The sequence below is a fragment of the Pseudomonas sp. 05N434 genome, from assembly GCF_056396965.1.
Map to the genome: position 1 here is coordinate 16,944 of NZ_JBFTMK010000015.1, position 13,703 is coordinate 30,646.

Annotated in this window: 13 protein-coding genes and 2 pseudogenes; 8 read left to right on the forward strand and 7 right to left on the reverse strand. The window is 58.8% G+C overall.

Annotated features, from left to right (window positions below):
- The first annotated feature begins 14 nt into the window (after nt 1–14).
- The 4 genes and pseudogenes from AC1DLB_RS02010 to fba all read left to right on the forward strand — a co-directional run.
- Nucleotides 15–1,178, forward strand: a complete 1,164-nt coding sequence (locus AC1DLB_RS02010) for a phosphoglycerate kinase (RefSeq protein WP_007937921.1) — start codon at nt 15–17, stop codon at nt 1,176–1,178.
- A 34-nt stretch (nt 1,179–1,212) separates the two neighbouring features.
- Nucleotides 1,213–1,434: a hypothetical protein gene (locus AC1DLB_RS02015; RefSeq protein WP_064620894.1), complete on the forward strand. Its 222-nt coding sequence runs from the start codon at nt 1,213–1,215 to the stop codon at nt 1,432–1,434.
- Between the two features lie 56 nt (nt 1,435–1,490).
- The gene (locus AC1DLB_RS02020; RefSeq protein ID WP_105340861.1) at nt 1,491–1,823 is read left to right on the forward strand and encodes an MliC family protein; all 333 of its coding nucleotides are present in this window, start codon (nt 1,491–1,493) and stop codon (nt 1,821–1,823) included.
- A gap of 295 nt (nt 1,824–2,118) precedes the next feature.
- Nucleotides 2,119–2,904 (forward strand): annotated as a pseudogene (fba, locus tag AC1DLB_RS02025) (class II fructose-bisphosphate aldolase); the annotation flags it as partial.
- Here the strand turns inward: fba and AC1DLB_RS02030 are convergent.
- The 4 genes and pseudogenes from AC1DLB_RS02030 to AC1DLB_RS02045 form a co-directional block, all read right to left on the reverse strand.
- Nucleotides 2,883–4,055 (reverse strand): type II toxin-antitoxin system HipA family toxin, encoded by a 1,173-nt coding sequence (locus AC1DLB_RS02030; protein WP_477784538.1) that lies wholly within the window; start codon nt 4,053–4,055, stop codon nt 2,883–2,885. The pseudogene fba and the gene AC1DLB_RS02030 sit on opposite strands and share 22 nt — an antisense overlap.
- Nucleotides 4,052–4,303, reverse strand: coding sequence for a helix-turn-helix domain-containing protein (locus AC1DLB_RS02035; RefSeq protein ID WP_064620880.1), 252 nt, complete (start codon nt 4,301–4,303; stop codon nt 4,052–4,054). Before AC1DLB_RS02035 ends, AC1DLB_RS02030 begins: the two co-directional genes overlap by 4 nt.
- Nucleotides 4,304–4,505: 202 nt before the next feature.
- Nucleotides 4,506–4,868, reverse strand: coding sequence for a DUF6124 family protein (locus AC1DLB_RS02040; protein WP_064620877.1), 363 nt, complete (start codon nt 4,866–4,868; stop codon nt 4,506–4,508).
- Between the two features lie 488 nt (nt 4,869–5,356).
- Nucleotides 5,357–5,965 (reverse strand): annotated as a pseudogene (locus AC1DLB_RS02045) (polysaccharide lyase family 7 protein); the annotation flags it as partial.
- 319 nt (nt 5,966–6,284) lie between these two features.
- Between AC1DLB_RS02045 and AC1DLB_RS02050 the strand changes: the two are divergent.
- From AC1DLB_RS02050 to AC1DLB_RS02060, 3 genes are read left to right on the forward strand one after another with little or no spacing between them, the layout of a single operon-like run.
- Nucleotides 6,285–8,408 carry a putative bifunctional diguanylate cyclase/phosphodiesterase gene (locus AC1DLB_RS02050; protein ID WP_018928758.1) on the forward strand — a complete coding sequence of 708 codons (2,124 nt, stop codon included), beginning with the start codon at nt 6,285–6,287 and terminating at the stop codon, nt 8,406–8,408.
- Between the two features lie 45 nt (nt 8,409–8,453).
- The gene (locus AC1DLB_RS02055; protein WP_477784539.1) at nt 8,454–8,945 is read left to right on the forward strand and encodes a M48 metallopeptidase family protein; all 492 of its coding nucleotides are present in this window, start codon (nt 8,454–8,456) and stop codon (nt 8,943–8,945) included.
- Nucleotides 8,946–8,976: 31 nt separating this feature from the next.
- The gene (locus tag AC1DLB_RS02060) at nt 8,977–9,273 is read left to right on the forward strand and encodes a winged helix-turn-helix domain-containing protein (protein ID WP_007937940.1); all 297 of its coding nucleotides are present in this window, start codon (nt 8,977–8,979) and stop codon (nt 9,271–9,273) included.
- A 98-nt stretch (nt 9,274–9,371) separates the two neighbouring features.
- On the opposite strand, the gene AC1DLB_RS02065 is transcribed toward AC1DLB_RS02060, so the two are convergent.
- Complete coding sequence (locus AC1DLB_RS02065; RefSeq protein WP_477743636.1) at nt 9,372–9,824, reverse strand: GNAT family N-acetyltransferase; 453 nt, start codon at nt 9,822–9,824, stop codon at nt 9,372–9,374.
- Between the two features lie 257 nt (nt 9,825–10,081).
- Between AC1DLB_RS02065 and AC1DLB_RS02070 the strand changes: the two genes are divergently transcribed.
- Nucleotides 10,082–10,819: a substrate-binding periplasmic protein gene (locus tag AC1DLB_RS02070; RefSeq protein WP_018928760.1), complete on the forward strand. Its 738-nt coding sequence runs from the start codon at nt 10,082–10,084 to the stop codon at nt 10,817–10,819.
- Between the two features lie 61 nt (nt 10,820–10,880).
- Here AC1DLB_RS02070 and yccS read toward each other — a convergent pair whose 3' ends face one another.
- Together yccS and AC1DLB_RS02080 are read right to left on the reverse strand one after the other, a co-directional pair.
- Nucleotides 10,881–13,064 (reverse strand): YccS family putative transporter, encoded by a 2,184-nt coding sequence (yccS, locus tag AC1DLB_RS02075; RefSeq protein WP_086944428.1) that lies wholly within the window; start codon nt 13,062–13,064, stop codon nt 10,881–10,883.
- A 138-nt stretch (nt 13,065–13,202) separates the two neighbouring features.
- A partial coding sequence (locus tag AC1DLB_RS02080) for an NAD(P)/FAD-dependent oxidoreductase (protein WP_477784540.1) occupies nt 13,203–13,703 on the reverse strand: 501 nt, incomplete at its 5' end.

A 13,703-nucleotide genomic window follows, 5' to 3' on the forward strand; every position in this document is an offset into this window, starting at 1 on the left:
AGGAATTGCGACCCATGACCGTGTTGAAGATGACCGACCTCGATCTGCAAGGTAAGCGCGTACTGATCCGCGAAGACCTCAACGTCCCAGTCAAGGACGGTGTTGTCACCAGCGATGCGCGTATCCTGGCTTCGCTGCCGACCATCAAGCTGGCCCTGGAAAAAGGCGCGGCAGTGATGGTCTGCTCGCACCTTGGCCGTCCGACCGAAGGCGAGTTCTCGGCCGAGAACAGCCTCAAGCCAGTGGCTGACTACCTGAGCAAGGCCCTGGGCCGTGAAGTGCCGCTGGTGTCCGATTACCTGGGCGGCGTCGACGTGAAAGCCGGCGACATCGTGTTGTTCGAAAACGTGCGCTTCAACAAGGGCGAGAAAAAGAACGCCGACGAACTGGCCAAGCAATACGCCGCCCTGTGCGACGTGTTCGTGATGGACGCTTTCGGCACCGCTCACCGCGCCGAGGGCTCGACCCATGGCGTGGCCAAATTCGCCAAAGTCGCCGCTGCTGGCCCGTTGCTCGCCGCCGAACTGGACGCACTGGGCAAGGCCCTGGGCTCCCCGGCCCAGCCAATGGCCGCCATTGTTGCCGGCTCCAAAGTGTCGACCAAACTCGACGTGCTCAACAGCCTGAGCCAGATCTGCAACCAGCTGATCGTTGGTGGCGGCATCGCCAACACCTTCCTGGCCGCTGCCGGTCACCCGGTTGGCAAATCGCTGTACGAGCCGGACCTGCTGGACACTGCCCGTGAAATCGCGGCGAAAGTCAGCGTGCCATTGCCAGTGGACGTGGTGGTCGCCAAGGAATTCGCTGAAAGCGCGACCGCGACTGTCAAGCTGATCGCCGACGTGGCTGCAGACGACATGATCCTGGACATCGGCCCACAGACCGCGGCGAATTTCGCCGAGCTGCTGAAGTCGTCCAAGACCATCCTGTGGAACGGCCCGGTGGGCGTGTTCGAATTCGACCAGTTCGGTAACGGCACCAAAGTGCTGGCCCAGGCCATCGCGGAAAGCTCGGCGTTCTCCATTGCCGGCGGTGGCGACACTCTGGCGGCCATCGATAAATATGGCGTAGCCGAGCAAATCTCCTACATTTCTACCGGCGGCGGCGCGTTCCTCGAATTCGTCGAAGGCAAAGTGCTGCCGGCCGTTGAAGTCCTGGAAAGCCGGGCCAAGGCCTGAGGCCGCTCATTTGACCAGGCAAAGGAGTGTTCAGATGGTCAGGACATTAATGCTGTTGATCGCCGCGGGTATGCTGGCGGCTTGCGGGAGTAACCCGAAAGCCACGCCGGAACCCGCGCCATCCGCGTCGGATAAAGGCTGCTACCAGGCTGACTGGCAAGCGGAAACCAACCCGGTGATCAACAAGCGGTCCGGGCCCGATGGCCTGGACAAATACGAGACGCAGACCCCGACCAAGGAACATGGCTGCCCTTGACGGGTCTGACTCTTTACTCAGGGCTGGCGGCATGCGCCGTCGGTCGAGGAACACGGATGAAACGCTTTATTGCCGTTGCGGCACTGGCATTGCTGGCAGGTTGCGCCAATTTGAACCTGTTCAACACTGCCAAGCCAGCGGACAGCTGGACCACCTGGACCTGCGACAGCCAGGCCAAAGTGCTCTGGCGCTACACTGATGTGAGCCGCAAGGAAGTCGATGTTCGCCTGGGCGGCGCCGATCAGGTCTACCGCCTGAAGCTTGAGCCGGGCGCTGAAGGTTCGCTGTATAGCAACGACATGCTGGCGTTTCACATAAAGGGTGAGGAAGGCCTGGTGTACTGGGTCGCCACCAATGATTTGATTGGTCGCGGTTGTAAAGCGCAGTAACAACGCCGATCGCAGGACTATTGTTGTGGCGAGGGAGCTTGCTCCCGCTGGAGCGCGAAGCGGTCCCAAAGCCAGTCGATTTGGTGTTTCAGAAGGACCGAGTCGACGGGTTTACGACTGCTTCGCAGCCGAACGCGAGCAAGCTCGCTCGCCACAGGTTCTTCGTTACGCACAGGTTTTTGTTGTACCGAATTCGCAGCCCGGGCCAACCCCCGATCTGCAATAACTTGAATAGCCGCCGCCGCTACGGCAGGCTGGCACGATTAACGACCCTCAACCGGGAGAGACACACACAATGGCACTTATCAGCATGCGCCAGATGCTGGACCACGCAGCCGAGTTCGGCTACGGCGTTCCAGCCTTCAACGTCAACAACCTTGAGCAGATGCGCGCCATTATGGAAGCCGCTGACAAGACTGACTCCCCGGTGATCGTCCAGGCTTCGGCCGGTGCTCGCAAATACGCTGGCGCCCCGTTCCTGCGTCACCTGATCCTGGCGGCCATCGAAGAGTTCCCGCACATCCCGGTGTGCATGCACCAGGACCACGGCACCAGCCCTGACGTCTGCCAGCGTTCCATTCAACTGGGCTTCAGCTCGGTGATGATGGACGGTTCCCTGGGCGAAGACGGCAAGACCCCGACCGACTACGACTACAACGTTCGCGTTACCCAACAAACCGTGGCCATGGCTCACGCCTGCGGCGTATCGGTGGAAGGCGAGCTGGGCTGCCTGGGTTCGCTGGAAACCGGCATGGCCGGTGAAGAAGATGGCATCGGCGCCGAAGGCGTTCTGGATCACAGCCAAATGCTGACCGACCCGGAAGAAGCCGCGGACTTCGTCAAGAAGACCCAGGTCGACGCCCTGGCCATCGCCATCGGCACCAGCCACGGCGCCTACAAGTTCACCAAGCCACCTACCGGCGACGTGCTGGCCATCGACCGCATCAAGGAAATCCACAAACGCATCCCGAACACCCACCTGGTGATGCACGGTTCGTCTTCGGTTCCGCAAGAGTGGCTGGCGATCATCAACCAGTACGGCGGCGACATCAAAGAAACCTACGGCGTACCGGTTGAAGAGACCACATGAGGCGCCTGTTCCCGATACTCAGGATAGCGTTCAAGTACTGCTTCAACCGAGGCAAGCAATTGCTGAATGCGCTCCTGAGGTCGCTCGATCTCACAGGTGTGCGCAAACTCAAGCAGTCCTTGCCGCGAGGCAAACATTGACTTGTTGCCMGCCAGATCCAAAGCCAAAACATCTTCCGGAATATAGGCCGTGGTGTTAACGATGTCGTAGGCCGGCGCCAGGCGTGCATCGCGTTGCGTAGGATCGGAATAGAGCAATCCGAAGTTTTTCAAATGAGCGTCGCCATTCCCGACAATACAGCTCAGGGCAACGCTATCGAAGAGTTGATCAAGGGAGGTGCGTAAATGTTTAGTCGGGCAGAACACGCGAATAGCCTTGGCGATTGCCGCATAACTTTTGCTGTACTTCTGGTTAGCCGATAGCCCCATCAACACCGCCATGTCTTCAAATCCAATTGGGTTGAGCTGGTCGTCGCGATCAAAGCGACGCATGACAAACAGCTTGGCATTATCGGAAAGGTAAAACGGCGGAACGGGAATACCGGCCTCCTTCGCAATGGACATGCAAAGGAACTCGTTGATTGCCAGACCGGGAAATTCGTCTCGGCCACTTTTGATAATCAGGTCCGAGGTTTTCGATGTCACCCGTGGCAATCCGGTTTCCAGGCGTTCCGGTACCAACACTTTGGGTTGAACGCCGGAAATGCCGGCACGCAGGATGTAGCGATCAAGAATGTCAGCGAAGATATCTTCCGTGCCGTCCCATGTCAGAATCTCTTCGAGTTTCTCCCCCGGAAATTGTTGCTCCTCCAGCAAGGCGTCAACCGTTTCAGACCGCACTTGCACCCTGCCAATGGGCGAAGTGCTGCCGGAAAGCGCCAGCAAAAGCATCGGATCGACATTCACAGTCTTGGCCAATCGATTGCGCAGTTGCTCCAATACATAGCCTTCCGGCAGATTCATCTGAAAAACAGGATGGAGTTCGCGCCGACGAAACTCGTCATGCCTTACTGGCATCGACAAGCTGATAGCCATTTCTCGCGATGCATCTTCGTGATAACGGAATGTGAAGTCTTCGGCATCGCTGAAAAGCCTGCCGCTACGCCCCTCGGGCGTGCTGACTTTGAGAGAGGACATTTTCATTCGAATAAATCCCCAAGCTCTTCAAGGGTCGGCATAGCAGCTGGAACGACAGCAAGCTCACAATCCAGAGCGCCAAGGACGCGCGCATAGGCGATCATGCCGACAGACAGAGTACCTTTCTCTACTGCGATGACTTTGTATCGTGTCAGCCCCGCGAGGTCGGCAAGCTGTGCTTGCGTCAGACCGCGATTTATACGTTTTTCGCGTATTTGGTTGCCAAGACGGCTGATCAACAGAAAATAATCCATGTTCCGCTTCCGTAACATTTATAGCTAAATGTAGCGTATACGCAACATTTTATCTACGTCGTATTTAAGTCCACGGCCATCGGCGACACAGGGATCGAGGTTAACTAAGCCCGAGCGTTAAGCTGCGTTGATAAGAAACCCGCCGAGAGGCGGGTTTTTTATTGGAAGAAAGTTTGCTCGCCTTGCACCAACCGAGCCGCGATTACTCCTTCGGTTCGACGTGATCCAGCGCCTGATTCACCGCCAGTTCACCGAGCATGACCACTTGGGCAATGCCCAGCAGGGTCTTGCGATGTGAGGTTTCCAGCAGCGCGGCGAAATTATTGAGCATGAGGGTGGCCGAGCCGAGTGTTTCGCTGGCGTTGGCCAGCAGGGCTTCGGTGTTGTACTTCGGATTGGCGAGGTACATGGGCTCGGGTTCGTGGGTGGTGGCCATGATTTTGGCGGCCGGGTTGAGGTAGTGGTCGAGGGCGCGCTCGGCGGCTTCGTGGAGTTTTTTTGAATCGAGGGATTCGTAGGGGGATGCCGGGTCTGTGACCGGCGGATGCGGCGTTGATTTAGTCATTTGCTCGAAACCTGATTGGAGTGCCCCTCTCTGGCTACTAATCAAAGTGGAGGCAACTGTACGCAGGTTAGTAGACCGGGGTTTCGAGCAAGCCGGCGCACCCGAAGGTGCCCTGCGCACAGTTACCATCAAGCGCAGGAATCGAAATCCCTGACTGACAGATGCTTGTGCACCAAGCTCGAAACCACGGGCTACTAAACCCGATCACTGCGAATCAGTGACACGAATCAAGTTACCGATGGCCYCCCAGACGCACAAGCCGGCGGATTCTGGCGTACCCGTAGGCAGTGACGCAAGCCGATGTAGGCCTCATGAAGTAACGCTGCGTGTCTTTAAACGTTGGCGTTTAAGTGGGGGCTGATGCCGGTCAGTGAAGAGATGGAGTTGGACATAAAGAACCTGTGGCGAGGGAGCTTGCTCCCGCTGGGCCGCGAAGCGGCCCCCAAAAAGAGGGTCTGCTGCGCAGCCCAACGGGAGCAAGCTCCCTCGCCACTGTTGTCCTGCACATAAACCCCGGCCTTGAAATACAGCGGCTTATCACGCCACATCGTGCTGATGTCGGTGTCCCATTGGTACCCCGCTGCACTGATGCCTAATGCACCGCCCGGGCTGAGGTGGATGAGGTAGGAGAATTCCTGATTGAGTTTCACGCCGGTGGCGATGGTGATGACCCGGGCGGTGTCGTCGTCGGGGTGCATGCGGACTTTGGCGACGATGTTGCCGGTCGAGGTGGAGGTTTTGTATTGATACTCGACCTTCACCAAGGGCTTCTGGCTCTTATAGGCGTGAATCTGACCAATGACGATCTTGCCCGAACTGGGCACCTGGCTGACCGAGAGGGTGGCACGCAGGGTGTTGTCCGCGTCAGGGTAGTACCAGTTTTTCAGCGTGCCATTGCTGTAGGTTTCRCGCAGTTCGGTGCGCGGGTAGATCGCGTTTTCGGTTTTGGAGCCGGTGACCGGGGACCAGAAAAATAAAGTGCCGGTGTCGGAGTGGAAGTATTGATCCTTGAAGCCGTCCACCAGCTTGGTGGTTTCGACAGTGTACGGCGGGCTGCCGACGGGAACACTGAGGTTCCAGGTTGCGAGATCGATCATAATTCAAGCTTCCACTTTTTTACTGCACGTGCGTGCCAGAAGCTCTAGCTCGCGCCTTCGGGTGGGTCTTTATAAGCGTAGAAGGCCTCTTTGTTAATGCCCTTCTGGCAGATGATTGGCGTCAACAACCTGTCGAAATGCCATCCTTCCCGGTTTATAAGGCCTGCAGGGCTGACCGTTAGTCGGCTATATGAAACTTTACCGAAGTGATGGGATACGAGCGGCTTCTGCTTTAAGGGATCCGGGTCTAGAGTGAAGTCGCAATAGGTGACCGGTTTTAACAAAAGGCCGGCCTGAGGCCCCGAAAAAGAGATGCAGCATGGAATGCGCACAATCTAAGCCAGCTGAAGGCAACTCAATCCTGTTAATTGTTGATGATTACCCTGAAAACCTGATCAGCATGCGCGCGTTGTTACAGCGCCAGGATTGGCAGGTCATGACCGCGGCTTCCGGTTTTGAAGCCCTTGGCCTGTTACTCGAACACGATGTCGACCTGGTGCTGCTGGATGTGCAGATGCCGGGCATGGACGGTTTTGAAGTGGCGCGCTTGATGCGCGGCAGCCAGCGAACCCGTCTTACGCCAATCATTTTTCTTACCGCCAACGAACAGTCCCAGGACGCCGTGATCAAGGGCTACGCCAGTGGCGCGGTGGATTACCTGTTCAAGCCGTTCGATCCGCAAATTCTCAAGCCTAAAGTCCAGGCGTTGCTCGAGCACCAGCGTAATCGCCGTGCCTTGCAGCGGTTGAGCCATGATCTGGAAGTCGCCCGGGCCTTCAATGCCTCGGTGCTGGATAACGCCGCCGAAGGCATTCTGGTGGTGAGTGAGGACGGGCTGATTCGCTTCGCCAACCCGGCGATGTCTCGCTTGCTCAATGCCACGGTGAACGACCTGCAAGGCAAGGAGTTTCTGGATTTCCTGCAAAAACCGCACATTCCGATCTGGGCCGATTCCGAGTTGTTTGCCGGTTACAAACGCGGTGAAACCCTGCGCTTGCACGATGCGCTGCTGCGTACCGCGCCCGGCCAGCAAGTGCCGGTGGCGTTGTCTTGCGCGCCTTTGCCCGCCGAACAACATGCGATGGTGGTGACGGTGCTGGACATGTCGGTGGTGCGCCATCTGCATCAGCAGTTGGAGTTCCAGGCGGTGACCGACCCGCTGACCGGGCTGCTCAATCGCCGGGGTTTCTACCAGACCGTTGAAAACCTGCTGCTGCGCGGCGAACGTTCCGACAGCACTTGGGTGCTGTTGTACCTGGACCTCGACGGCTTCAAGCGGGTCAATGATTCCCTCGGCCACGATGCCGGCGACCGGGTGCTGCGTTGGGTGTCCGAGCAGTTGAAGGCGTGCCTGCGGCCCTTCGATATTCTGGCGCGGATGGGGGGCGATGAGTTCACTGCGTTGCTGGATCTTGAGCTCCCCGAGCAGGCGGCAAAGATTGCCGAGAAGCTCATCGAGCGGGTGTCGATCTGTCAGCAGATCGAAGGCATGGACATCGCCTTGGGTGCCAGCATCGGCATCGCCACTTATCCCGATTGCGGGTCTAATCTGGACGGGCTGATGCGCGCCTCCGACATTGCCATGTACGAAGCCAAGCGCGCCGGGCGTCAGCAATATCGCTTCTACGATCACGAAATGAACGGCCGGGCACGCTCGCGGCTGATGCTTGAAGAGAGCGTGCGCACGGCCATCGAGAACCGCGATTTCAACCTGGTGTATCAGCCCCAGGTGGCGATTGCCGATGGGCAGATCCGCGGGTTCGAAGCGTTGTTGCGCTGGCAGCATCCGAGTGTCGGCGATGTACCGCCGGGGCTGTTTTTGCCGTTGCTGGAAGAGGCGCGGTTGATCAGTCGCCTGGGTAGCTGGATTTATCATCGCGGGGCCAAACAGCGCAAAGCCTGGGAAACCTTGTTTGCCGAAGATCTGGTGCTGGGCGTCAGCTTGAGCAGCACCCAATTCGGGTTGCCCAACCTGGTCACCGAGCTGCGTCAGGTGCTGGAGCGCCATGGCCTGAAGCCGCAGCAGCTGGAAGTCGAGGTCACGGAAGAGGCCTTGATGTCTAACCCCGACGAGACCCGCAAACAACTGCGTTTGCTGCGCAATCTGGGGGTACGGGTGGCGCTGGATGACTTCGGCTCCGGGGCTTGTTCGCTGGCGCATTTGCGCGACCTGGAACTGGACACGCTCAAGCTCGACCGGCATTTGATCGCCCGGTTACCAGGGTCCGAACGGGATGCGGCGCTGGCACGCAGTGTCATCGATTTGTGCAACCGGTTAGGGCTGCTGGTGATCGCCGAAGGGGTTGAAACGGTGGCGCAATATGAGTGGCTGCAAGCCAACGGTTGCCAGTATGTGCAGGGTTTCCTGGTGGCGCGGCCGTTGATGGCCGAGGACACCGGTCACTTTGTCGAGCCGTTCGACTGGGGCGCGCTGACGAGTTGAATTCGCTACACTGGCGACCTTTTCGTGATGCGTGTTGCCGCTCCAATGACTGTGTTGAAATACCTCCAGGCTTATCCTGCCGCGTTGCAGGACCAGGTGCGCCAACTGATCGCCGAAGGTCGGCTGGGCGATTACCTGAGCCAGCGCTATCCGGAAAAACACGGGGTGCAGAGCGACAAGGYGCTGTACGCCTATGCCCTGGACCTCAAGCAGGAATACCTGCGTAACGCCCCGGCCATCGACAAGGTGTTGTTCGACAACCGCCTGGACCTGACCCACCGCGCGCTCGGTCTGCACACCGCGATATCACGGGTGCAGGGTGGCAAGCTCAAGGCCAAGAAAGAAATTCGCATCGCCTCGCTGTTCAAGGACGCGGCGCCGCAGTTTCTGAAGATGATCGTGGTGCATGAGCTGGCGCACTTCAAAGAGTCGGATCACAACAAGGCGTTCTACAAGTTGTGCGAGCACATGTTGCCGGGGTATCACCAGGTGGAGTTCGATTTGCGGGTATACCTGACATGGCGGGATATGCACTGAACAAATCTGCTAATTAATCGGGAGCGCATGGATGGACGTGAGCAAGACCAAGAGCAGCTTCTACCGCCGATTGTACGTGGCGTACCTGATCGACAGCGGGCTGGCCAGTAACGTCCCTGCATTGACCGAAGTGACCGGTATGCCCCGACGCACGGCTCAGGACACCATCGCGGCGTTGGCGGATCTGGATATCGTTTGTGAATTCGAGCAGGAAGAGGGCGCACGTAACCACGCGGGGCGCTATCGGATTCGCGAGTGGGGGGCGATTGATCGGGGGTGGATCGAGCGTAATCTGCGGCAGATTAAAGCGGTGCTGGAGTATCCCTGAGCTTTTGCGGTGTTGCAGATGACGCCTTCGCGGGCAAGCCTCGCTCCTACAGGGGGGGCACTGTTCCTGTGGGAGCGGGCTTGCCCGCGATGGGGCCCTCAAGGACGACGCATCCCGATATGCGGAATCTGATCCTCGAGGTATTCCTCACCCACCACCACAAACCCGTACCGCCCGTAGTACCCCTGCAAATGCGCCTGGGCCGAGAGGTAGATCGGCACCTCGGGCCAGTGCTTCTCGGCCTGCTTCAACGCCTGGCTCATCAACTCATGCCCAAGCCCGGCACCGCGTGCCTGGGGTGCAATGATCACCCGGCCAATCACCAGGTCGCCGCCCTGCAATTGCGGGTCGAGCAATCGCAGGTAGGCCACCAGCCGATCCCCGTCCCAGCCCATCAAATGGCAAGTGTCACCTTCCAGGTCCTGGCCATCGATGTCTTGATAAGCGCATTTCTGCTCGACGACAAACACTTCGGCGCGCAGTTGCAAAATGGCATACAGCTGCTCTTTACCCAGATCGCTGTGGTGTTTGCAGACCCAATCGATTGTCATCTTCACATTCCTTGAACAACGTTGTTCCGATACTAAGCGCCCTGAGACGGGATGTCTTTATCGCAGGGGAATCTGTGATAAAGACCAAAATGCCATCATTCATTTCTCGCGAAGTTGTCTTCTTTGTGTAATCTGCGATGAAGCGCTGTGCAATGGCCTCAATGAGCTAATGTTAGGACCTGGGTTCGCCGGTAGAGGAATCTTGGAGTTTTGGCTGAAAAACACGTCGGGCAGCCCGCCCGCTAAGGATTTCTGGCATGCCGCGGTTTCATCGAGCGTTTGCTTTGATCGGATTGCTGTTGCTGACACAGGCCGAGGCTGCGGAAAAGCTGCGTCTGGTCGCCGATGCCTGGCCACCCTTTACCGACGCCACGCTGGTCAATGGCGGTGTGGCCACGGACATCGTCAGCACCGCGCTGGCCCGGGCCGGTTACGCCAGCGATTTCGAACAAGTGCCGTGGGCCCGGGCCTTGTTTGGGGTGGGCGAGGGACGTTACGACGTACTGGTCAACACCTGGTACACCGACGAGCGCACGAAGCTGGGGCAATTTTCCGGCGAGTACCTGCTCAACCGCGTGCGCTTTCTCAAGCGCAAAGACACGCCAATCGAATACAACAACCTGCAACAACTGCACACCTACCCGATAGCGGTGGTACGCGGTTATGCCTATTCGCAGGAATTTGATGAGGATGTGTCGTTGCAGAAGGTCCCGGTGCATAACTTCGCCATGGCTGTGCGCATGGTCGCGGCCGATCGGGTCAAGCTGACTTTGGAAGACGAGTTCGTCGCCCGGTATTACCTGGCGCGGGAATCACCCAAAGTGCGCAATGCCGTGGAGTTCCTGCCCAAGCCGTTGAGCGAGAACAGTCTGCATATTCTGGTGAGCCTGAAGAACCCGGAGCATGAACAGATCGTCGCCGGTTTCGATCGCGAGATTGCGGCGATGAAGGCTGACGGGAGTTATGAGAAGTTGCTCAGGCAGCATGGGATGTGATCTGAAAGGCCTGCAGTGTCCGAGCTGAAGCCTTCGCGGGCAAGCCCGGTCGCTGCACATTTCAGGCTTCGTTAGTGTCCTTGATCAAATGCGCCGCCAACGTCCGCAACGGCCCCAGTTGCCGACAGATCAACGCCAGTTGTGTCTGTACCAGCCGCTGGCCTTCATCGATTTCATCCGGCATCTGCTCAAGCGCATTGGCCAGTGCTTCTTCCTCATCACTCTGAATCGCAATCGGCTGTTTGCTCGCCAGGCCCTGGGCAATGTCGTCGAGGCTGGCGGCCACGCTCACACCCGCACCGTCGATCAGGTGCTCGCGCACATCCGACGGCAGTTGGGTTTCACGGTGTGCCCCAAGCCCCGACAAATAGCTGAGCAGGGTGTGCGACAGCACCAGGAATCGGAACCCGACATCGGCTTCCTTACGGAAGTGCCCCGGCTCCATCAGCATGTTGGCCAGTGTCGTCGACAACGCCGCGTCGGCGTTGTGCGCGTTACGTCGGGCCAGGCGGTAAGCCAGGTCGTCGCTTTTACCGGCGGCGTATTGCTGCATGATCTGGCGCAGGTAAATGCTGTTGCAGGTCAGGGTATTGGCCAGCACTTTGTTCAGGCGTCGGCCCTGCCAGTCCGGCAGGAACAGGAATACCGCCAGGCCGGCGATCAGGCTGCCGAGCAAGGTATCGAACAGTCGCGGCAGAAGCAGCCCGTAACCGTCGCCCACCTGGTTGAAGCAGAACAGCACCATGATCGTAATGGCGGCTGTCGCCAGGGTGTAGCGGGTGGTGCGGTTGGTAAAGAACACCACCCCGGCGACGATGGCGAAGCTCGACTGGATCAACGGGTTGGGGAACAGATCGAACAGCGCCCAGGCCACTGTCAGGCCGATGGCGGTGCCGATGATCCGTTGGCCCAGTTTGCGGCGGGTGGCGCCGTAGTTCGGCTGACAGACAAACAACGTGGTGAGGATGATCCAGTAACCTTGCGAGGGGTGGATCAAATGCACCATCGCGTAGCCGATGCTCAATGCCAGGGGCAGGCGCAGGGCGTGGCGGAACAGCAAGGACGTTGGCGTCAGCTGTGTGCGCAAGCGAATCCACACATCCTTGAGACTGCGTGGCGAACGGTCGAGCAGGCTGCTGTCGGTGGCGTCTGCAAGCGCATCGGGGTTGCTGGCGTCGCTGAGCAAACGGTCGAGGGTGCCGAGGTTGGCGGCCAATGCCCGCAACGAGCGCAACAGACCACGCCAGGCCGGATTGCTCTGGATGCGCAGGTGTTCGAGGGAGGCGTGCAGGTCGCTCAGGGCTTCGGCGAAGCTGGCGTCATAGATGAACGGCTGGCGCATCTGGATCGATTCGGCCAGCGCGCGGCACACCTTGCCTTGTTGGCGCAGCAGGCGCTGACAGCGGAACAGCACGTCGCTGTGGAAGAACGCCTCGGCCAGCGCGTTGTAAGGGTAGTGCGAGGAGCTGGCGCGCTCGTGGATGTCCTGGGCGAGGAAGTACAGCTTCAGGTAACGGCTGAGTTTCGCCCCCGGCCGGCCATCGCCGACCCGGTGCAGAATGATTTCCTTGGCGGCGTTCAGGGCTGCCACCACCCGACCGTTCTGCTGGGCCAGTTCCAGGCGGCGCGCTTCCACGTCCAACTGCCGGATCGGTTCGAACAACGACGATTTCAGTTTCAGGTAATAACCCAGTTCACGGAATAACCGCGCCAGGCTCTGTTGCACCGGCTGGTTGGAAAACAGCACCTGCCACAACACCGAGAGCAAGCCATACCACGCCGCACCCGCCACCAGCAGTACCGGCTCGTGCCAGAAATCAGTGACTGCGCCGCCGCGCTGGTCCACGCCGATCATGGTGTAGACCGACAGAATCAGCGTCGCTGACGCAATCGCGCCATAACGCTCGCCCAGCGCGCCGAGCATGGTCAGGCAGAAGCTGGCCAGGGCAAAGGCGATGATAAAGAGGATGGGGTAGGGGAAGAGCAGTTCGACGGACAGGGCGGCGACCATAAAACACACCAGCGTCACGGCCAGTGCGTTGAGGCGGCCCTGCCAACTGTCGTCGGTTTCGGCCAGGGCGCTGGCGATGATCCCCAGGAACAACGGGATCAGCAGCCCCATTTGATCCTGAGACCAACACAGCGCCATGGTGCCGGTCAGGGCGATGAATACCCGAACGCTGTAACTGAATTTATCCAGCGCCCAGAGGCGACGCAGAGACTGCCGAAATGTGGTCGATGACATGAAGTGCGAAGGCCTTCCGAKGCAATGACGCTAAATTGAGCCACTAATGACGCCGACGCAATGGYGCCGATCACATCAGACAGCAAAATCTGTTCCTTCCTCGTTCTGTGTTGCCTGTCAGGACGTCTTCGCGATCGGTCAGACGTATTGCGCCGCCGCGTAACCGGAGGCCCAGGCCCATTGGAAGTTGAAACCACCCAGATGCCCGGTGACGTCGAGCACTTCACCGACGAAATACAGGCCGGGGCTTTTCAGCGACTCCATGGTCTTGGATGACACTTCGCGCGTGTCGACGCCACCCAGGGTCACTTCGGCCGTGCGGTAGCCCTCGGTGCCGGCCGGCACGACTTTCCAGCTCGCCAGTTTTTCAGCGATGTCTGCAATTTCCGCGTGGGTGTACTGCTTCATCGGTTTGGAGACGAACCAGTTGTCTGCCAGCAGGTTGGCCATCTTCTTGGTGAAGATTTCACCGAGCAGGGTTTTCAGCTCACTGTTGGGGCGTTCGACTTGCTGCTGTTGCAGCCAGCTCGGTACGTCGTGATCCGGCATCAGGTTGATCTCTACCGTGTCGCCGGATTCCCAGAACGAAGAAATCTGCAAAATCGCCGGGCCGCTGAGACCGCGGTGGGTGAACAGGAT